Annotated in this window: 19 protein-coding genes and 1 pseudogene; 7 read left to right on the top strand and 13 right to left on the bottom strand. The window is 43.4% G+C overall.

Annotated features, from left to right (window positions below):
* Positions 1-16 precede the first annotated feature (16 nt).
* From pdxT to QVC79_RS13330, 3 genes are all read right to left on the bottom strand, one after another.
* A complete protein-coding gene (pdxT, locus tag QVC79_RS13340) occupies positions 17-583 on the bottom strand; it encodes a pyridoxal 5'-phosphate synthase glutaminase subunit PdxT (protein ID WP_270592828.1) in 567 nt (188 codons plus the stop codon).
* Between the two features lie 92 nt (positions 584-675).
* Positions 676-1,545 (bottom strand): pyridoxal 5'-phosphate synthase lyase subunit PdxS, encoded by an 870-nt coding sequence (pdxS, locus tag QVC79_RS13335; protein ID WP_027201445.1) that lies wholly within the window; start codon positions 1,543-1,545, stop codon positions 676-678.
* A gap of 407 nt (positions 1,546-1,952) precedes the next feature.
* Positions 1,953-2,822, bottom strand: coding sequence for a sigma-70 family RNA polymerase sigma factor (locus QVC79_RS13330; RefSeq protein ID WP_087421268.1), 870 nt, complete (start codon positions 2,820-2,822; stop codon positions 1,953-1,955).
* 287 nt (positions 2,823-3,109) lie between these two features.
* Between QVC79_RS13330 and rpmH the strand changes: the two genes are divergently transcribed.
* Positions 3,110-3,268 carry a 50S ribosomal protein L34 gene (gene rpmH, locus QVC79_RS13325; protein ID WP_071595963.1) on the top strand — a complete coding sequence of 53 codons (159 nt, stop codon included), beginning with the start codon at positions 3,110-3,112 and terminating at the stop codon, positions 3,266-3,268.
* A 17-nt stretch (positions 3,269-3,285) separates the two neighbouring features.
* Here rpmH and QVC79_RS13320 read toward each other — a convergent pair whose 3' ends face one another.
* Complete coding sequence (locus QVC79_RS13320) at positions 3,286-3,441, bottom strand: FeoB-associated Cys-rich membrane protein (protein ID WP_087421267.1); 156 nt, start codon at positions 3,439-3,441, stop codon at positions 3,286-3,288.
* A gap of 47 nt (positions 3,442-3,488) precedes the next feature.
* Positions 3,489-5,969 carry a ferrous iron transport protein B gene (feoB, locus tag QVC79_RS13315; RefSeq protein WP_270592825.1) on the bottom strand — a complete coding sequence of 827 codons (2,481 nt, stop codon included), beginning with the start codon at positions 5,967-5,969 and terminating at the stop codon, positions 3,489-3,491.
* 215 nt (positions 5,970-6,184) lie between these two features.
* Between feoB and QVC79_RS13310 the strand changes: the two genes are divergently transcribed.
* The gene (locus QVC79_RS13310; RefSeq protein WP_124316354.1) at positions 6,185-6,961 is read left to right on the top strand and encodes a hypothetical protein; all 777 of its coding nucleotides are present in this window, start codon (positions 6,185-6,187) and stop codon (positions 6,959-6,961) included.
* Here the strand turns inward: QVC79_RS13310 and QVC79_RS13305 are convergent.
* From QVC79_RS13305 to QVC79_RS13295, 3 genes are all read right to left on the bottom strand, one after another.
* The gene (locus tag QVC79_RS13305) at positions 6,958-8,016 is read right to left on the bottom strand and encodes a GNAT family N-acetyltransferase (RefSeq protein ID WP_270592824.1); all 1,059 of its coding nucleotides are present in this window, start codon (positions 8,014-8,016) and stop codon (positions 6,958-6,960) included. The two genes, QVC79_RS13310 and QVC79_RS13305, sit on opposite strands and share 4 nt — an antisense overlap.
* 48 nt (positions 8,017-8,064) lie before the next feature.
* Positions 8,065-8,961, bottom strand: coding sequence for a DUF2156 domain-containing protein (locus tag QVC79_RS13300; RefSeq protein WP_124316356.1), 897 nt, complete (start codon positions 8,959-8,961; stop codon positions 8,065-8,067).
* Positions 8,962-9,083: 122 nt separating this feature from the next.
* Positions 9,084-10,529 carry an alpha-L-fucosidase gene (locus QVC79_RS13295; protein ID WP_270592821.1) on the bottom strand — a complete coding sequence of 482 codons (1,446 nt, stop codon included), beginning with the start codon at positions 10,527-10,529 and terminating at the stop codon, positions 9,084-9,086.
* A gap of 111 nt (positions 10,530-10,640) precedes the next feature.
* On the opposite strand from QVC79_RS13295, the gene QVC79_RS13290 reads away from it, so the two are divergent.
* The 3 genes from QVC79_RS13290 (at position 10,641) to QVC79_RS13280 (ending at position 14,116) form a co-directional block, all read left to right on the top strand.
* On the top strand, positions 10,641-11,699 hold the full coding sequence (locus tag QVC79_RS13290; protein ID WP_124316357.1) for a class I fructose-bisphosphate aldolase: 1,059 nt from the start codon (positions 10,641-10,643) through the stop codon (positions 11,697-11,699).
* 325 nt (positions 11,700-12,024) lie between these two features.
* Positions 12,025-13,284 carry a putative DNA modification/repair radical SAM protein gene (locus QVC79_RS13285; RefSeq protein ID WP_124316358.1) on the top strand — a complete coding sequence of 420 codons (1,260 nt, stop codon included), beginning with the start codon at positions 12,025-12,027 and terminating at the stop codon, positions 13,282-13,284.
* A gap of 64 nt (positions 13,285-13,348) precedes the next feature.
* On the top strand, positions 13,349-14,116 hold the full coding sequence (locus QVC79_RS13280; RefSeq protein ID WP_270592820.1) for a TIGR03915 family putative DNA repair protein: 768 nt from the start codon (positions 13,349-13,351) through the stop codon (positions 14,114-14,116).
* A gap of 15 nt (positions 14,117-14,131) precedes the next feature.
* Here the strand turns inward: QVC79_RS13280 and QVC79_RS13275 are convergent, their stop codons facing one another.
* The 5 genes from QVC79_RS13275 to QVC79_RS13255 all read right to left on the bottom strand — a co-directional run bounded on the left by QVC79_RS13275 (position 14,132) and on the right by QVC79_RS13255 (position 19,191).
* Positions 14,132-15,325: a DUF4272 domain-containing protein gene (locus tag QVC79_RS13275; RefSeq protein ID WP_270592819.1), complete on the bottom strand. Its 1,194-nt coding sequence runs from the start codon at positions 15,323-15,325 to the stop codon at positions 14,132-14,134.
* Positions 15,326-15,399: 74 nt separating this feature from the next.
* Entirely contained in the window at positions 15,400-16,596 is a 1,197-nt protein-coding gene (locus QVC79_RS13270; RefSeq protein ID WP_164719596.1) for a DUF4272 domain-containing protein, read from the bottom strand.
* A 125-nt stretch (positions 16,597-16,721) separates the two neighbouring features.
* Positions 16,722-17,102, bottom strand: coding sequence for a VOC family protein (locus QVC79_RS13265; RefSeq protein ID WP_124316362.1), 381 nt, complete (start codon positions 17,100-17,102; stop codon positions 16,722-16,724).
* 54 nt (positions 17,103-17,156) lie between these two features.
* Positions 17,157-17,879 (bottom strand): MBL fold metallo-hydrolase, encoded by a 723-nt coding sequence (locus tag QVC79_RS13260; protein ID WP_270592815.1) that lies wholly within the window; start codon positions 17,877-17,879, stop codon positions 17,157-17,159.
* Between the two features lie 46 nt (positions 17,880-17,925).
* Positions 17,926-19,191: a uracil-xanthine permease family protein gene (locus tag QVC79_RS13255; protein WP_270592814.1), complete on the bottom strand. Its 1,266-nt coding sequence runs from the start codon at positions 19,189-19,191 to the stop codon at positions 17,926-17,928.
* A 121-nt stretch (positions 19,192-19,312) separates the two neighbouring features.
* Here QVC79_RS13255 and QVC79_RS13250 point away from each other — a divergent pair.
* Both QVC79_RS13250 and QVC79_RS13245 read left to right on the top strand, forming a co-directional pair.
* Positions 19,313-19,563 (top strand): annotated as a pseudogene (locus tag QVC79_RS13250) (sigma factor-like helix-turn-helix DNA-binding protein); the annotation flags it as partial.
* Between the two features lie 150 nt (positions 19,564-19,713).
* The gene (locus QVC79_RS13245; protein ID WP_270592810.1) at positions 19,714-20,607 is read left to right on the top strand and encodes a DUF4261 domain-containing protein; all 894 of its coding nucleotides are present in this window, start codon (positions 19,714-19,716) and stop codon (positions 20,605-20,607) included.
* The last annotated feature ends 25 nt before the right edge of the window (positions 20,608-20,632 follow it).

The raw sequence follows: 20,632 nt of genomic DNA, 5'->3' as shown, positions 1-20,632 counted from the left end.
TTTAAAAACAGCCTTTTTAAATCTTAGATACAAAGTATTTCAAGAATGCCGTATTATCTGTAAGTTCCGGATGGAAAGATGTTACCAACATATTCTTTTCTTCCGCTGCAACAATATGCCCATCAAGCTCACACAGAATTTTTACCCCATCCTTCACGCTCGTGATATAAGGGGCACGAATAAACACCAACTCAATTTCTTTCGAATCTACCGCCGGGATCACTTTTTTCGTGGCAAAACTGTCGATCTGGCTCCCGTAAGCATTACGCCGAACGGCAATATCCATCACGCCCAAATGAGTCACAGAATCGTTCACGAGTTCTTTGGCCAGCAAGATCATTCCCGCACAAGTTCCCCATACCGGCAGCCCACTCTGGATTTTCCCGCGTAAAGGCTCCATAAGTCCGGTCCGATTAAGAATCTTTCCCATAGTGGTACTCTCCCCTCCTGGTAGAATGATTCCATCAATCTCTTCCAACTGCTCCGGGTATTTCACGATCACGGGTTCATGACCAATAGCCTTAATCTGGCGTTCATGTTCAATAATCGCCCCTTGAAAACCTAAAATTCCAATCTTATTCATGACAAAAAATATAAGGTTCATAAAGTTCATAAAATCTATAAAGCAAGTTACCTTATGAACCTTACAAACCTTATGAACTTTATAAACTATTCTTACCAGCCTCTTTCAGCGTATTTGTTTTCCAATTTGCTAATTTCCAATCCGGACATAGCCTCTCCCAAGTTCTCTGACAATTCAGCCAATTTAACCGGATCGTTATAATAAGTCGTAGCTAAAACGATAGCTCTCGCTCTCTTGGCAGGATCACCTGATTTGAAGATTCCAGAACCCACAAATACACCCTCGCAACCCAACTGCATCATTAAAGCTGCATCAGCTGGAGTAGCAATACCACCGGCTGCAAAGTTTACTACCGGCAATTTACCATTCTCATGCACGAATTTTACTAAATCATAAGGGGCTCCCATCTCTTTGGCAATCGTCATCAAAGCCTCTACCGGAGCCACTTGTACCTGATGAATATCATTGTTCAACTGACGCATATGTCTTACAGCCTCTACCACGTTTCCGGTTCCAGCTTCTCCCTTCGTACGAATCATAGAAGCTCCTTCACCAATACGTCTTAAAGCCTCACCCAAGTTACGGCATCCGCAAACGAACGGTACTTTAAACGCAGTCTTGTCAACATGATACAAATCATCTGCTGGCGTTAAAACTTCACTTTCGTCAATATAATCAATGCCAATAGCCTCCAAAATTTGTGCTTCCACGAAGTGACCGATTCTCACTTTTGCCATTACAGGAATAGACACGGCATTCTTTATAGCCTTGATCATCTGAGGATCAGACATTCTAGCCACGCCACCATCTTTACGAATATCTGACGGCACTCTTTCCAATGCCATTACAGCACATGCTCCGGCAGCTTCAGCGATCTTTGCCTGTTCAACATTGGTTACATCCATGATAACCCCACCTTTTAGCATTTGTGCCAGATTTTTGTTTAATTCATAGTTTCCCATAAGGTTCTCGTTTATTAATGTGTTCATAATAATAATTCCCCTCTCCTTCTAACGCTCCTAGGAGTTAAATACTTATGACTGAAAAGACCCGTTTATCAAACGTTTCCGATCACTCAAAACACCCCCTCTAAAACGGGGAACAAATATAGCAATTTAGTTGAAAAAACTAACTTTATAAACATATTTTAGTTGCAGACTGTAAGTACATAGAATACAGACACTAACAATCTAAAAGAATACTACCCATCTCACAATTCCCTCTAACACAAAAAATTTCACATGAAATGCATCATCAGAAGAAAAGATAGAAAGTCTAAATTTATCAAACAACCCCTATCCCTCCATAAATTAAATATGAAATTTGTGGAGTAAAGTACTTTCTACAAAAAGGAAAATTTACCGACCTCTTATAAATACGTCTTCAACCGTTTACTACGGCACGAGTTTTTCAGTCTCTTGATAGCCTTGGATTTAATTTGGCGTACTCGTTCGCTTGTCAGACCTACCCGATCGCCAATTTCTTCCAACGACATGGCTGTATAACCACCCAAACCGTAATACATCCGCAAGATTAAAGCATCGCGTTCATCCAGAATCGTCAAATAACGATCGATTTCCGTCCGCAATGAATCGGCATTCATCTCCCGTTCGGCATCTGATATGGCATTATCCCCGGTAATCATCACGTCATACAAGTTAGAGGAATCCTCGTCTGCCGACAAGGGCGCATCCATGGATAACGGACGATTGGCGATCCGCAAGCTATCTTTAACCTCCTTCGCGGGAACATCCATTTTCAAGGCAATTTCCTCTGCCGTGGGTTCCCGTTGGAACTCTTGTTCCAGTCGGAAAAAGAATTTATTCACTTTGTTGATACTGCTGATTTTGTTCAATGGTAATCGAACTAACCGCGAGTTCTCGGCGATTGCCTGTAAAATCGATTGCCGGATCCACCATACGGCATAAGAAATAAACTTGAATCCTTTCGTTTCGTCAAAGCATTCGGCAGCTTTTATTAATCCCAGATTACCCTCGTTGATCAAATCCCCCAAACTCAAACCGTTATTCTGGTATTGCTTGGCCACGGAAACCACGAAACGCAGGTTACTCTTCACCAACAACTCCCGTGCCGCTCGGTCACCCGATCGGATTTTCTTGGCTAAAGCAACCTCCTCATCCGGCGTCAACACGTCGATTTTCCCAATCTCCTGCAAGTACTTCTCTATCGAGAACGAATCCCTGCCAGTGATTTGTTTGCTAATTTTTAACTGTCTCATAGGTCTCTTCGTATAATTGGCTTAAAGTTAATCATCTATTTCAGTAAAACAAATATTAGAGTTCTTTTTTTCGTATCTGCTTAAAGAAATATACGAGGATATATTAACTTTGTTGTCTGAAAACCCCATTTAATTAAAACATACGCCATTAATTTAGAAACCATTTGAATAATTAGGATAAAACACCATTTGAATCGAGATAATTTTGCAAAAATCTTTGGCACAATAAAAAAAATACCTACTTTTGCAGTCCGAAGTGAGAAAATAATAACATAAGAAATATTGCAATGAAACGTACATTTCAACCATCCAACAGAAAGAGAAGAAACAAACATGGTTTCAGAGAAAGAATGTCTACCGCTAACGGTAGAGCAGTTCTAGCTAGAAGAAGAGCTAAAGGAAGAAAAAAATTGACTGTTTCTGACGAGCGCAGACACAAGCATTAATATAAAAAAAGCTGCTTTTACAAGCAGCTTTTTTTATTTGTTCCTTTTCCCCCGCAACCACAATTACAACTGCATCCTTTCCCCTTCTTTGCATTCCGGAACAAACGATAAGCACCTCTTCCCGCAAAAACAAGTGCTATCGCCACAATTATATACGTCAATATTAGTTGCATTTCCATTCTCTAATTTTAGATTAATAATTCATGATAGGGAACACGTTCTAAATAATCAAGTCCAATACCTGTTTTATCACGAAACATACGCCCCAAGCCAGTACCGTCGTGTATCCCATCACGAAAAACGCCCATTTCATTCCAATCTCTTTACCGATGGCAATCAAGGCCGCGAAACAAGGGGAATAAAGTAACACGAAAATCACAAATATAATGGCAGTAACCGGAGTAAACCCGTGTTCCCGCAAACGCATTTCCAACGTCGCGTTTGACGACCCGTCATCTTCCTCCATAACCTCTTCCCCTTGGTACAGAACGGCCATCGTGCTAACCACGACTTCTTTTGCCGCAACCCCGGTCAACAAGCTCACACCTGCTTTCCAATCAAAGCCAAGTGGTGTCCAAATAGGCTCCATCGTTCGCCCTAATCGACTGATATAAGAATTTTCCTGACGTTCACTCACCTCTTGTCGATGCAAGCTCTCCAATTTCGCTTCTTGTTCTTCCTTCAGCATATCTACATTCCCGATCCCAGAAGCAATCGTTGCCTCGTAAGCCCTCGTCACCTCGGCCTTCTTTTCATCATACAGCGCTTCCAACTCTTTATCCACGGGAAAATAGCCCAAAGCCCAAATCAGTATGGAGGCAAACATGATAATACCTCCCATTTTTTTCAGGTATTGCTCGCCTTTACTCCACATATGCCGTACGGTCGTTCTCAAGGTTGGCATTCGATACGGGGGCAACTCCATCACGAACGGCACTTCCTGTTTATGGAAAAGTACCCGTTTAAACAACTTAGCCATCACGATAGCAGCAAGAATTCCAAACAAGTATATTCCAAAAAGAACTAACGCCGCGTAATCTTTAAAAAATGCCCCGACCAACAGGATATATACCGGAAGACGAGCACTGCAAGACATGAAAGGATTGATCAGTATGGTTAATATCCGGTCACTCCGGTTCTCCAGCATACGCGTTGACATGATCGCCGGCACATTACACCCGAATCCCATGATCATCGGAATAAAACTTTTCCCGTGCAAGCCGAGCTTATGCATCAATTTATCCATGATAAAAGCCGCACGAGCCATATATCCCGTGTCTTCCATGAAAGAAATAAACAGGAATAATATCAATATATTCGGTAAAAACACGATCACGCTCCCCACACCACCGATGATACCATCCACTAATAAATCCTTTAAAGGTCCCGCACTCATCTGGTTATCGACAAATTCACCTAAAGCACCGACCCCGGTCTCAATCCATTCCATCGGATAACTTCCCAAGCTAAACGTGGCAAAGAATGTCACGAACAAGAATAACAAGAAGATCGGGAATCCGAACAATTTATGCGTGACAATAGCATCAATATACTCCGTTTTACGTCTTCGATTCACGGGACTTTCCTTGTATGTTTCTTTTAACGCCCCGGAAATAAAACCGTACTTCGTATCGGTAATAACCGACTCGACTTTCTCTCCATAGGTTGTTTCAATCCGTTCAACTCCCTCTTTTACGACCTTCAATAATTTCTCCCGTGAATGATCCCGTTGCACGAATTCCAACACGTCCTTATCCCCTTCCAATAACATCAGAGACAGGAAACGGGGAGACATATTACAGATCAAATCTTTTTCATCTTTCAACTCGGCTCGAATAGCCACGATGCTGTCCTCAATCTCTTTCCCGTAGTTTATATGGATATGGCGTACCGTTTCACTTCTTCCCTCGTACACCTCGATAACTTCCCGTAACAACTCCTTAATTCCTTTCCCCTTTGACCCGATCGTGGGCATCATCGGCATCCCGATCATCTGTCCCATCTCCTGATAATTGAAAGTTGCCCCGGAACGTTCCAGCTCATCATACATGTTCAAAGCGATCACACCCTTCACATCCATATCAATCAACTGCGTGGACAAATAGAGATTACGTTCCAAATTAGACGCATCTACCACGTTAATCACCACATCGGGTGCGTTATTCATAATATATTCCCGCACATACTTTTCTTCATTCGAGTAAGCAGAAATAGAATACGTTCCCGGTAAATCGACCACGTTAAACTCGTAACCTTCAAATCGAAACGTAGCACTCTTCGCATCCACCGTTACACCTCCGTAATTTCCCACGTGTTCCTGAGAACCACTCATGTAGTTGAACAGTGTTGTTTTCCCCGCATTGGGGTTACCGACAAAAGCAACATGTATATGTTTATCTCGACCTTCCCAATGCTTGGCGAAAGCTTCTTCCGCATCACGGGCGCTACCGGACACCCCGACAATATTAGTAGCCTCCTCAAGAGATACGATTTCAATAAACGCTGCTTCTTGTCTCCTTAAAGAGATTTCATAACCCATAATTGCATATTCAATCGGATCATTCAAAGGAGCATTCTTCACGGCCTTCACCACTTTTCCCCTCACGAATCCCATCTCGTTTAATCGTTTCCGAAAGGCCCCATATCCTTTCACCTTGGTAATAACGGCACTTTCTCCGGTTTTCAGTTCTGACAGTAACATATAAACATCTTGTAATTAGTATCGCGAATGTAAAAACTTTATTTTTATTTTTTCTAAATAAACACAGAATAATAACGAGAATTTCATCATTAATAATTATAAAATTTATTAATAAAAGACTTTCCAGCCTAAGTGTCTCCCGAAATTTATAGAGAAAAACAACGAATCTTTTCTTTTTTACTCCGTATAACCAACAAATAGTTTACTTTTGTAATATGAAAACAGAAGATATAGAAAACCAGGGCGAGCAAAAATGGAAAAGCGTGAATCAATTGCTATCACGGGCGGGTTCGCGCTTAAATATCCTAGAAGAAGAAATTGATGTAGAAGTACAACATCAATACATGGATCTTTTGGAGCATCTCATCAAAGGTGGAGACTTTAAAGCGTTGAGAGAAGACGCGATAGTACACGTCCAAGATCTATTTGACGAGGCCGTTGATGACGAAAAGAAAAAAACTTTGTTAATCCTATTGTCCATGGTCGACGACATTTCTATATACCGGAGCATTGAATCGTTCCAGAAACAAGATACCCCGATCAAACCGTGGGCAACCATAGCATTGCAACAATCCCGGATGCTGATTCAATCCAACCTGCTGGACGAATCGACCGTGTTCGTATCCACCGGTCTGGGTGGTCACGACACGTTGTTACGTTATTTTTGTGTCTATGTTGCCAACAAGGGGGTCACGCTACAACCTTTCCAGTGGGATATTGCCCAAAAAGAGACAGAATTGGTCATTAACAAAAGCCAAGGAGAGATTGAACAAATCGAACAATTCGAGAAATACATCACGTTTACCCTTCTGTTACCAATCGAGGCTAACCTGAAAGAGATTTTCAATTCGATTATAGACGAGTGTAACACTTACGGGAACTTTTTAAGCGAAAACATCATCATCACGAACGTGAAAAAACTTTCCACCAAAGAGATTGAGGATTTCTTGGAAACTAAATCCCCTCCAAAGCACAAATCAAGACCATTCTAGTCCAGCATCAAGCTTATGAAAGGACTACATTTTTTGAAATAAGGCTCCAACTCGGGAAAACGTTCCGGGTGGTAGCCTAAAAGCAATTGCGTCAGTTCCTGCACGGACACCTCCACCTCTACCTGCTTTGCATTATCACAGACACAATCCCCTTTCCCGATTACATATATTCCCGTGTTTTCCGGAATCCAGTCATCCGTTACTTTCAGCACGAGATCCTGCTCCGGATTATTCACGGCATACAAACGGAGCATTTGTTCCACGTCCAACACACGTGCCATTCCCCGGTGCTCATCCGCCTTTCCGGAAGGAAGTACACGGCAATATATCTCCGCCGCATCCAGATATTTCATCACTCCCCACAAAGCCACCCGTTTGACATCCTCGGAGTCATATATCCCATCCAGTACCAAAACATGATTTCCTCTCGGCTCGGCAAAAGCCATCCCAACAATATTTTTATCGCTATACACGACAATCAATGCCCCTCCATCCATTCGCAAACTTTCCACGATCACCTCAAAATCTTCCCGTTCGTGCAGCACGCAACAAGGACGTAAACGCATCATTGACTGAAAATAATTAAACAAGTCATCCGTTAACAACCCCACCTCCCGAATAGCTTCCACCCGAAAATGATCCGCAACCGGTTTATCCAAAATCGTGTAATGTTCCGGGGTATAATCAAAAACAGTCGCGTACCCCATCTTTCCGTAATAATCGTACAACCATTCACTGGCCGGAATTAGGGTACTCACGGGAATCTTTCTTCCTCTCATCACGTAGAAAGCCTCCCGCAGTAACTTCGTCATCACACCCCGGGCCCGGGCCAACGGATGAGTACAAGCCCCCGAAATATACCCTGTTACAATTTGTGTCACGCCAAAAGTCATAGGGTAAAGAGGAGTTTGTAAAGCAGCAATAGCCGCACCTTGTTCATCCCAATACACCAGAGCATTCTCATCCTTATATTTTTTGTCAAAATAGAATTGAATGAACTCTTCCGTATCATCAAAACACACCCTCCATAACTCCATGACTTCCCGTTTCATCATACTCGTATTTAAATTAAACAGCCTTTGAAATGAGAGATTTTCTCATTTTCAACTTTCAATTAATTCGGCATACCCTTTCTCCAATAATATCACCGGACGATAAGATAGTTTCGCCTTCCTCAATCCCGGTATTCCCAAATCTTCCTCCCGGTTTAGGTAAACATATTGTTCCGGGATATGTCGTGCGAACTCCTGATTCAAAATATTATACGAACCGTCAATACGACTATCGGCCTTCTCGATATGAACGGCAAAGGTATCATGATTCACCGGAGCGCCATACGTGAACCCGACGATTTCATCATCCACCCAGAGCGCTCCTCCAACCAAACCAAGAGCATCAAAATTTCGCAACGCAATATTCAGTGCTTTTCGCTCGTTTATCAAACTCTCCTCTTCCTCACAATCATGCTCTTCACACCATTTTTCCTCTAGTTCCAAACAATGCGGGATCAAATCTACGGTTAATGGCGTGTACTTGTAATTATAGGTGCGTTTGAACTTATTCACGTGATTCCGTTTAGGTTGAAAATTTTTACCTTTCAATTCAGCCAGCTCCTGACGGGAATAAATATAATCAAAATAATCCCGATCCAACCGATAATCAAAACTTCCCGGGAACTCCCGGTTGAACCATTCCTCCAACTCAGGAAAAACTCCATGTACTCGTAAAACGTGCCCTTCGGCCTTTGCTTGCTGTTTCAACAATTCGATCACATTCTTCACATCCCCGGTTCCCACGGGCATCGTGTACACGACACTCTCCTCATCCAATGTAAAACGCACCACGAGGCAATCATCAACCACAGCATAATGACTATTGGTCAAGAACTGCCACGTGTACAAGTTCACAAACGAAAGATTGCAATCCCGGTTCCCACATGCCAAAAAATAAGTCGTTATTAATTCTTTATCCTCTATTCTGATCGGTTTAAAATCTATCATATCATTACTTTTAATTTCCGTCACAAAGATACAATCTTTCTCAATTTATAAAATTTCTTCCGTATGTCTAAAATCAGATGGACACACTCTCTATGGCTAAAACGAAAACTAAAAAGAAAAGTTTATATTTTAGGAGCCAGAAACGCTCCCACCCGTGATATGTTTGCCTCTTTACGACAGTCATTAATCGTGATACGAATAGTCTCCACGGCTATATCCGGGATACGCAACAAACGTTTATAACCAATCGTCCCCCCTTTTCCCAACACCTGCCAAGCACCGTTCACCAACCCTTCCACGGTAAACGACTCCACCCGCTGCCCCCGGCTAATATCTTCCTGCAACAAAATCGTGTTTATCGTACATCCCTTCCCCAAGGTATATTCTTTACTTTCTCCCTTCCGGGCAGTCCACGCCCGGGCCCACCGGGAAACAAAATCTTTCGCGTACATCTTTTCCAGATACTCTCCGAATTCTTTTAACCGAGTGACATCGGTCTCGCAAAGCACACCCCGCTTGTCAGGTGACACGTTCAGTAATAAGGAAGAATTACATCCCACGGACTGGAAATAAACCTTCACCAATTCCGACAAAGATTTTACTTTCGAATCTTCCCTCTCGTGATAAAACCAACTAGGACGAATAGAGACTGACACCTCCGAAGGATACCAGAACAATTCCGTCGCACGATCAATAATCTCTTTTCCCCCAAGATCCCGGGAAAACACGCTTAAACGCATCTCTTCATTACGCTTGATCGCATCCGGATAACACCCCGGAACCAATGCGACGGAACTCCATTCGGCCTCACGCCCTCCCGCACTTTCATTTCCGCTCCAACGAATATCATCACCATAAAAAGCCGTAACCGCATTAGGCTGTAACTTATGAATCGTTTTCAATATCAATTCCCAGTCATATTCCTGTTTTTTCCCGTCAATGCCTATCTCATTAGTCCCATCCAACCAAATTTCATCTATTTTCCCGTACTCGGTCAATAATTCCGTCAGTTGTTTCACGAAAAACTCGTTGTACCGGGGAGAGTCCCCGCAATAAGAAATGTTCCGATCCAAAAGGGATAAATAGATCCCGAATTTCATCCCGTTCCGGTCACAAGCTTTTTTTAATTCCCGAACCACATCGCCTTTCCCGTTTTTCCACGGAGAGGCCGTGACGGCATGACGAGTCGTTTTTGTCGGCCACAAACAAAAACCATCATAATGTTTGGCGGTCAGCACGACGGACTTGAGTCCTCCCGCCTTTAACGCCTTCACCCACTGCTCCGCATCCAGCGCTATCGGATTGAACATCACTGGAAATTCCTTACCGTCACCTCGTTCTTTCCCGGTAAACGTGTTTATTCCAAAATGGATGAAAGCTGTCAATTCCAACTGTTGCCAAGCTAATTGTTGCTTTGTCGGGACTAGTCTTGCTGCCATCTCCACTTTCTCCTCCAGTGTAACCTTCTCCGGGAAACGAACATTTTTTTCAAAATATTTCCCCTTCTGAGCTTCGGCCGACAAAGAAATCACACATAAAAAACACCAAATTATATAGCATATTCTCACAGCAGGCACAATTATTGTTATAATAAATGTAAAAATAAATAATTTTTCTCATTTAAACAACAAAAATCTAATTATTCACGTATGAAACTAAATAATATAATATCAATTAATATGAGTACAAACAAAATAATCGAAATCCTAGGAGATCAAAGTGATTTTCTATTGAACCACACCTGTAAAACCATTGATAAATCGTTACTTCACATCCCGTCACCCAATACTATTGATGAAATTTGGATGTCATCCGATAGAAATACCCGTACACTGAACAGTCTGCAAAGCATCCTGAGTCACGGTCGTCTGGCAAATAGCGGCTACGTGTCCATTCTCCCCGTGGATCAAGGAGTTGAACACTCGGCAGGAGCGTCTTTCGCCCCGAATCCTCTCTATTTTGATCCGGAAAACATCATAAAACTTGCTATCGAGGGCGGGTGTAACGCCGTGGCATCGACATTCGGAGTACTCGGGGCCGTGGCTCGTAAATACGCTCACAAAATCCCGTTTATCGTGAAAATCAATCACAATGAATTATTGACCTACCCAAATCGATACGACCAAACACTATACGGTACGGTAGAAGAGGCATGGAATATGGGAGCCGCCGCGGTAGGTGCCACAATTTATTTCGGCTCTCCGGAAAGTCGCAGACAAATACTAGAAGTATCAGAGGCATTTGCCCATGCACATGAACTGGGTATGGCGACCATCCTCTGGTGTTACCTTCGTAATGAAAGTTTCAAAAAAGACGGGATAGATTACCACTCGGCAGCAGATTTGACAGGCCAAGCCAATCACCTAGGGGCAACGATCCAAGCTGACATCGTAAAACAAAAACTCCCAACGGTTAACGGGGGATTTACCACACTTAAATTCGGAAAAACGAATGAGAAAGTTTATACCGAACTTACGTCCTCCCACCCGATAGACCTCTGCCGTTACCAAGTGGCCAACAGCTACATGGGACGCATTGGCCTGATCAACTCCGGGGGTGAATCTAAAGGATCATCCGATTTAAAAGAAGCTGTCATAACAGCCGTGATCAACAAACGAGCCGGTGGAATGGGACTTATCAGCGGACGAAAAGCCTTCCAGAAACCGATGAATCAAGGTGTAGAATTACTAAATGCTATCCAAGACGTTTACCTAGACAAAAATATCACGTTAGCTTAACAGGAATAGCAGTCTAGGAGGGTGTGTCCAACTTTTGGGGCACACTTAAAAATGGCACACCCTCTTTGTATAATATCTCTTACTACTCTCTTCGGTATCTCTTCGTACTCTCGCTAATACATGAACCAAATTTCAAGAAAAAATTAAAAGCAAATTAACCAGTCACACCGTTAACCTATCGTTGACCTATCGTTAACCTATCGTTAACCTACCTACGAGACACACTGGAATATCCCTTGAAAATCCCTTTCAATATAGGAGTAAAATACACGACCGTCTGTTTTTTATTCTTATCTTTGTGAAGAAGACATAACCCCGGTTCACCATGGATGAAAGAGTACTCGATAAGCTAAAAATACTCGCTGAATCAGCGAAATACGATGTATCCTGTGCTTCTAGCGGAACCTCCCGTTCTCACAAAAAAGGACAGATCGGGAGCGCAGAAGGGTGGGGTATATGTCATAGTTTCGCAGAAGACGGACGCTGTATCTCTCTACTGAAAATCATGCTCACGAACAACTGTATCTACGATTGTGCCTATTGCATCAATCGCAGGAGCAACGACCTGCCGAGAGCCACGTTCTCCGTCACGGAACTCGTGAACCTGACGATAGAATTCTATCGCAGGAATTACATCGAGGGCCTCTTCCTCAGCTCGGGAGTAGTACGCAATCCAGACTACACGATGGAACGTTTGGTAAAAGTGGTAAAGGACTTGCGACAAGTGTACCGCTTTAACGGATACATCCATTTGAAAAGTATTCCCGGCGCCAGTCAGGAACTGGTCAACGAGGCCGGCTTATACGCAGATCGCATGAGTGTAAACATCGAAATCCCCAACGAGCAAAGCCTGCAACTTCTTGCCCCGGAAAAAGACTTTCAAAGCGTGTTCACCCCCATGCGCTACATCCAGCAAGGAATGTTACAAAGTGCCGAGGAACGAAAGAAATACCGCCATGCCCCCCACTTTGTCCCCGCGGGACAAAGTACACAGATGATCGTGGGAGCCACTTCCGATTCGGATAAGGACATCTTACACCTAACCTCTGCACTCTACAAACGTCCAAGTATGAAAAGGGTATATTATTCGGGATTCGTCCCCGTCAACGGGTACGACAACCGCCTACCGGCTCTAAAACAACCACCTCTCGTGAGAGAAAACCGATTGTATCAAGCCGATTGGCTACTCCGGTTTTACAATTTCAAGGTTGACGAAATCGTGGATGATTCTTATCCAGATTTAGACTTGGAAATTGACCCGAAACTAGCTTGGGCTCTTCGCCATCCGGAAGCATTTCCCGTGGACATCAACCGGGCGGATTACGAAATGTTATTGCGTGTTCCCGGGCTTGGAGTGAAGTCTGCCAAGATGATTCTCACGGCCCGCCGCTATTCCCGTTTGGGGACATCCCATCTGAAACAGATCGGTGTCGTTCTCAAAAAAGCCCAGTATTTCATCACGTGCAATGAACTGCCTACCCGAACCGTTAACGAAATAAAACCCGAAAATGTAAGGCGGATTCTGACACAAAGAAGAGCAACCCGTGTCGACGATGGTCAACTGATCATCCCCTTCGTTTATTAATTGAATTAGTCCGACTTCATGGCACTTGAAATCGTAAATCTAAAATCGCAAATCTAAAATTAATATGCTCATATTCCGGTACGACAAAACCTTTGAAGGACTGTTAACAGCGATTTTTGACGCTTATAGCATCAAAAGATTTCCCGATGTATTGCTAGCAGAAGAAGAAACACCACCTCTATTCTATGATGAAATCATTACGGTCATTACGGATGAGGGAAGAAGTAACCGGGTATGGAAAGGACTTCAAAAGAAACTATCTGCCTCGGCCCTTACCAGTCTTACAACCTGCTGGCTATCCGAACTCCCGGAGATTGACCTCGTACTATTCCGTTACATTCACAAAGCCATCGACGCACCCCGTTCCATCGAACTCAATTTCGGGGATCCCGATGTGCTGGAACTCTCCAAAGTTTGGAAAAAGGTAAACAACGAACGGTTGCGGGTCATGCAATTCTTGCGCTTTCAGAAAGCTGCCGACGGCACCTATTTTGCCGCCTTGAAACCGTTATATAACGTAATCTCGCTCGTGATTCCCTATCTTCAAGATCGTTTTGCCGATCAAAAATGGCTGCTCTATGACCTCAAGCGGGAATACGGTTATTATCACGATCTGTCAACCATCACCGAAGTACACTTTGAACAAAAAGAAGGACATCTTCAAAGCGGATTCCTCGACGAAGGTATCATGGATCAAGACGAAAAACTTTTTCAAAAACTCTGGCAGACCTATTTCAAGGCCATCACCATAAAAGAACGACTGAATCCCAAACTACATCGCCAAAACCTTCCCGCCCGCTTTTGGAAATACTTGCCGGAGAAAAAGGGATAATAATATCCCTTCTTATCATGTTGTCGGCTGAATCTCATCCCATCCTGCCCCATCACTTGCCCCGATCAACCAATTGAAAGCATAATGCCGTTCCATCACAACACCACCATCCAATGACGCCGGGGTCTCCTCGCCTTTTACACGGGCATCCACGCAAGCCCAATCATAACGTAACGTCAGATCAGCCTCGTCCAAAATCTCCTGCCGATCCCGAATTTCACCTAACCCCAACACCGTCCCGTTCTCCTTGTGATCAAAAAATAAGCGAGCGATATACGGAACGTCACAGATCGCCGAAGGATAAGGTAAATCAATGATTCCCAGAGTCCATAATAACACGGCACAGCACTCGTAACGCCACAAGAACTGGATGCAATCATACTGTTCCGGCGAAGGAGTATCAAGATACGCCCTCTCTAACGGAGTAAATTCATCCATGATATGATACCCCTCGTCAACCCGGGCCACAAACCCTAAAGCCTCTTCCCGATCCGGGTTTTCCGATAACATCACCTCTGAATACAAGGCTACGGCAAACAAGGCTGCCGCACGACGGGCTATTTCTTCCGGCTTTCTTATCATCGCCTCACAATCCAATACCTCGCAAGGTAAATGTTCCATATAAGGCACTCCCGCCTCTTTCAAACGTACGAAAGAACGTTCCCGACGGGCTTGATCCACGTCTCGCTCCTCCGGACGTCCCACCTCTAACAAGTCGGAATTCGCCACCGGCCGGAAAGTCTCGTATTCACTCTCGCCCTTAACGGAAAAAAGCAACTTCCCTTTGCTATCAAAAAGACTCATACTCGGATAAAGCAAAAAGCCATTCACATCTCCCGCCACGTCATAAAACGTGTTAATGATGTAACTCGTCCGGTCTCGGTTATCATCCAGTTCGAACTCGATCCCCACGATACAATTAAAACACTGTATCTGACGAATCACCTCCTCTTTAATGGCAGTCAAGGGAGTGTCTACCCGCACAAAATAATTTACCATACCTTCCGTGTGTTCAGCTACTTGATCAGCTTGACTTCCCGACTCCATCATAGAGCAACGGATCATCGTATCATCCTGCAACAAGATCATCCAGCGATCATCTTCGGGAGTAAACATCTTCGTCACTTCCTGAAAACGCACACGCATAGATTCGGCAACACGACTGAAATCCCCGATTACCGTGTAAAGAGTTAAATTTGCTTTTTCCATATATTCCTTTTTAATTTAGAGCAAAGATAGACAAAATACAAACCCTCCCTCTATTTTTCGTTGTTATCCATACATCAAATCACGTCCCACTCTGGTTGAATTCCTAACAACCAATTAAAAGCATGATTTCGGTGCATTGCAATATCGGTATCAATATTTCGAGGCATTTTCTTGTTCTTATCCATAGCTTCTACACACGCCAAAAGATAATGCAATGTCACATCAGCTTCATCCATGATCTCCCTTCGCCCCTTCCGGTTAGGAAAACCCGTTTCCCAATCAATTTTAGACGAAGTCGCATAAAACAGATCCATTACTTCCAGCATTTTTACCACCTCGCAATGCTCGGAAGGAAATGACATATTCTTGATCAATCCCAAACTCCACATGAAAACATTACATTCCTCAAATTGCCAAAAAAAACGTAGATGATCATTCTCCTCATTATTCTTCGAAAATAAATAATCCTTTTCCTCCTGTACACAATTTTTAAGAGGTTCGAATCCATCCTCTTCCATATCGTGAATCTGCTTCCACCACGTTTCCACACCTTCCTCACCGAAATTCAATGCACAGAACGCATGAGAACCGGTTGAAACAATGGCCATAATTCGACCGATCACGCTCTCTTCTATTCTAATTCCGTATCGCGTGTAATCTACTTCCATCGGTTCTAAATTTTCAAAAGCCACCTTCTCATCCTTCAAGCGTTTCATCGTACGAACCCGACGTTCTTTGTTCTCGCTATCATCCGTCATGAAAAATTTCTTCATAAAGAAATCTGTATTAATCATAGGACCATACGTGACAAGGTCGCTCTTCCCCTCGTCATTAAATACTAATTCCCGTTTTCCCGAGTAAAAACTCATGTCCGGGAAAAGCAAAAGTCCTTGTAATTTATCTGCCATATGGAATAATACATCACACATCATGTTCTCCCGATTCCTGTCGCCACGCTTATATTCAACTTTCAATACCGTGGTAAACACCTTGATTTGAAAAAGCAAAGAACTTTTCACCTCCTCTTTTTGAGTCGGGACACGCTCAAAATAAGACACCAATTCAGACGTATGTTTGCTCACCTCCTCGGGTTCACGCTCTTTGTCAAGCAATTGACACTTCACCTCGCTTCGATCATTCAACACGTATTTCCAACGATTCCCATCAAATTCTCGTGAATGTATAAAACAATCAAGCATTCGATTTAATTCAATGGCTACTTGCCCTGAATCTCCAGTCACACAATAAAAATACACGCATTCATTATCCATAAGTTTGCACATTTAAAATTTCATTAAAGATAGTAATTAATTTGATTCATCATGCAAACAAATAGCCATACAGCTTAATTTTCGCCAAATAAATGCCTTTCTATATATTCTCGTACTCGAACATATTATTTTTGCTCCGGCAAAATCTCTATCCAATAACCATCCGGATCACTGATAAAATAGAGTCCCATGTCCGTGTTCTCGTAGCACACACAATCCATCTGCTTATGATAGGCTCGGACAGCATCATAGTCTCCGGGAACACGCATACAGAGATGAAACTCCCCTTCTCCTAGATCATAGGGTTCCTTGCGATCCCTCAACCAAGTTAATTCCAATAGAAAACCCGTCTTCTCTTCCCCCATATACACCAAAATAAACGAACCATCCGAAGCCTCCATCCGGCGTACCTCCTTTAATCCCAACGCTTCCTCGTAAAAGCGAATACTCTTATCCAAATCAAGTACATTAAAATTGAAATGATCAAATCTACCCTTTACTTCCATATATTAATTTTTAATTTATAATTTTAGATTGAAGAAATTTACCCATTCTAAGCTCTAAATTTTAACCTCTTCTCCCCTGTAAGTCAATTCCACGAAACGCACGCCCCGGCTTTCCGCATATTCTCGAAAAGCATTGGCACGGACATACTCTTCATCGAAATGCATCGGAACAAACATCCCCACACGAAAACGATCCACGAATTGCTTGGCTCCCAACATATATTCCAGTCCTAACCGGGGATCAACGGGAAACATCACAAGATCCATCCGGTCTGTTCTCCGGGCAAGTATCTCCAATTCTGCCAAGTAAGTATTTTCCGCCTCACAAACTTCCTCTTCTGTCGATTCCTCCTTCCAATGCCAGTTATTCAAATCCCCGGCATGAAAAATCAATTTCCCATCCAGCCGTAAAAGGAAAGAAATACCTAAATCCGTTGATCCGAAGGCCTCTACCTCCAACACCCCATCCGACCAAGTCTCGCCTTTTGATAAATAACAAGCATCATTCAATCGAGCCAACCCATTTTCAAGAATATCCGTTGAAAAAACATACTGAACGTCCGGATGCATCACCTTCCACTCCAACACCTCCGGGTTAAAGTGATCAGCATGAGAATGAGAGGACAGCACGTACAATTTTCCGGGTCGTTCGAGCAACTCATCATGTACAACTCCCGTCAACAGTTGCGATGCCGAGTCTTTATAATAATCAATGATTACCGTAAAATTCTCTCCCACCAAGGCAAAACCACTATGGTATATATAAATTAATTTCATCCTATTTTCTATTTTTCTATTATATACGAAACACTTCCGTCACAAGTTATTTTTTCTTAAAGATCAAGTGTTCCATGATCAACACGGTAATCACCCCCATCACGAAACCATTCCCCACGATCGGCTTGAACAAAGAAGGTATCAGATTCAACACTCCCTCCGGGGCAAACGACAACAACAAAGCAACCATCAACGGCAGCCCCACGACTACCCCGCTATCAAAATCCGTGATCGCCTTCTCCCTCACCAACATCTGTAACCCGGCGGCCAATTGCGTTGCCATCAAGTAGAGCAAAATCGCACCCATCACCACGCCCGGTATCGTCACCAGCATTCCCACAACAGAAGGGAAAAAAGCACACAAAATCAACCCGGCCCCGGCAGGTAACAAGGTATAGCGAGAAGCGCATCCCGTGGCAGAAATCACCCCCGGGCTCATGGAATAATCCACCGGGCCTATCACGCCGAACAAACCGGACAGGACGTTCGTCACTCCTACGATCCCGACACCTCGTGTGGTACGCTGATCCATTTGATCAGCCTGTAACATATGTCCTACGGCTTGTATCGAACCAAGCTCGTTCACAATCAAAGCTATATAACAAAATAAGAAGGCCAGAATCGTCCCCGCCTCGAAGTTCAATGGGAAATTAAAAACAGTCGCTTGTTCCGGCATTATCCCGGCTCCCGTTGAAGGCAACATCGGAAAACCAAACACCCCATAATACACCAACACTCCCCCCACAATTCCCCATAACACCGTGGTTGACTTCCATATTCCCCGTAATAATTTATTCCCGATCACCAAAGCCAGCACCATCACCAGCGTGAAAAACAAATTAAACAAGGTATGTACCGCATCTCCCAACACCAGTTTCAAGATCACCGGTGTCAGCGTGAAAGCGATCAAAATCAAGATCACCGTAACGATACGAGGCGTAAACACGAATTGCAACTTCCCCAATAACCCGCTATATGCCAGCACGGTCAAAACCAAACCGCCCACCATAATCCCCGTGTAAACAGCCGGAATCCCCGACGACACTGTAAACAAAATCCCAATTAGCAACACCGATGCCGGCCCGATGATCAGCGGTAACCGATGTCCCCACAACACCTGTACAATCATCGCTATCCCCATGATCCCGAACAATTTTTGCAAATAAAATGTCTGTTCTGCCACATCCGTGTAATGAAGTTGCGACACAATAATTCCCATGATCACCACACAAGGGAGAGAGACAATCCACCACTGCAACCCGTACATCAACATGGGTAAAATCCCCGGCTTATCATTCAACTCGTATTTCATATTCTTCGAATTTTAATACGTAAAAATAGCACTTTACAGATTTCTATTCAAAAAAAACGAGAACATTTAAAATATTATTATTTCTCATGCGTCTACAATAGAAGTATCCGAATGTCTCTTTGATGTGGACTATTCTCCGGAAAAATATATATGCGCTCATTGGTCTGGGAAGAACTTGACAAAGCTTTGGCAGAACTTCCCGATGAACAATGCGTTGTATTCGAATTGAATGAATTACAGAACTTTTCATTCAAGGAAATATCAGAAAGTACTGGCATTCCCGTCAACACCCTTATTTCCCGGAAACGATACGCCATTCTCTATCTCCGGGAAAGACTTTACAATTTATACGAGGAACTGCTTGATGAATAAGTACTTTCGACCCGAAACCCTCAAGCGATCACCATCCGCCATTAAAAGCTCTATCCTCATCACATTTTCAAGACACAAGGAGCGAGAACTTCCACTAAAAATCCGTATGTTTGTAAATAAAGTTTCTAACCATTTAAACAATATAAGCACATGGACGATCAACAAAAAGATCAGAAAGTATTTCGCCAAAACCTAGATGAAAAAGGAAGTTTCCAGACGCTATTCCAAATATATTTATTATTTACCGAAAAAGGTACCCGCCCCGACGGGAAGAAGATCCAAAAGGCATTATTATCCAAATTCGAAAAGGTAGATATAGTAGCCAACGTGAAGGATTCCCTCTCAACTTTTGCTATCTGGAAATACATCGTGGAATACAAGGATAAGCAACGCCTGCCCGCACAAGTATTGATGTCCGACTTCGAAAACTTCGACGGAAACAATATCGACTTGATGCAACGCAGCCAGCTATGGGATTGCCCGGAAAAAGACGAGATTCTCGCCAATTGCAAATATAAAATCATGCTTTCCGACTTCATGGCTTCCGGTCTCCCTTATAAAGAACGTTGTGCCATGTTAACGGAATGGCTGGAAACTACCCTCGAACTATTTCCGGACTGTGTTGCCGTGTGGACTCCCTCAAGCGGCAAACTGCTAACCCGTGAACAGGTTTTAAACAACCCGTGGGCCGCTCCCACACGATTTCTTCATTTCGGGATGAACATCCGTTTTTTCAACATACAAAACACGAACGACATGATGGTGGACACGCTCGGGCTATACGCTATCGGTTTACCCGACATCCAATACCATTTCCACGATTTGGATCCTAACGCCGTGGTTAACCATGCCTACAACGCCACGGCATACATTTTCGACACGGACGCTTCTATCAAGGACGGGGAAACCATCGACGGGATCTCGGAACAAGGTATTGACCGCAGCATACAATGGAAATGCCAATACGAACGATCCCTCATCCAACCCGACCGGGAAGTCATGGACATCTGTCCCGGACAATACGCAGCAGGCGCAAGGGAATAATCCGAACATTTATCAAAAACACACG

The sequence above is a fragment of the Butyricimonas sp. genome (assembly GCF_019423355.1).
Taxonomy (GTDB): Bacteria; Bacteroidota; Bacteroidia; order Bacteroidales; family Marinifilaceae; genus Butyricimonas; species Butyricimonas faecihominis.
The sequence above is the reverse complement of the archived record's forward strand: the minus strand, read 5'-3'. Positions and strand labels throughout refer to the sequence as shown.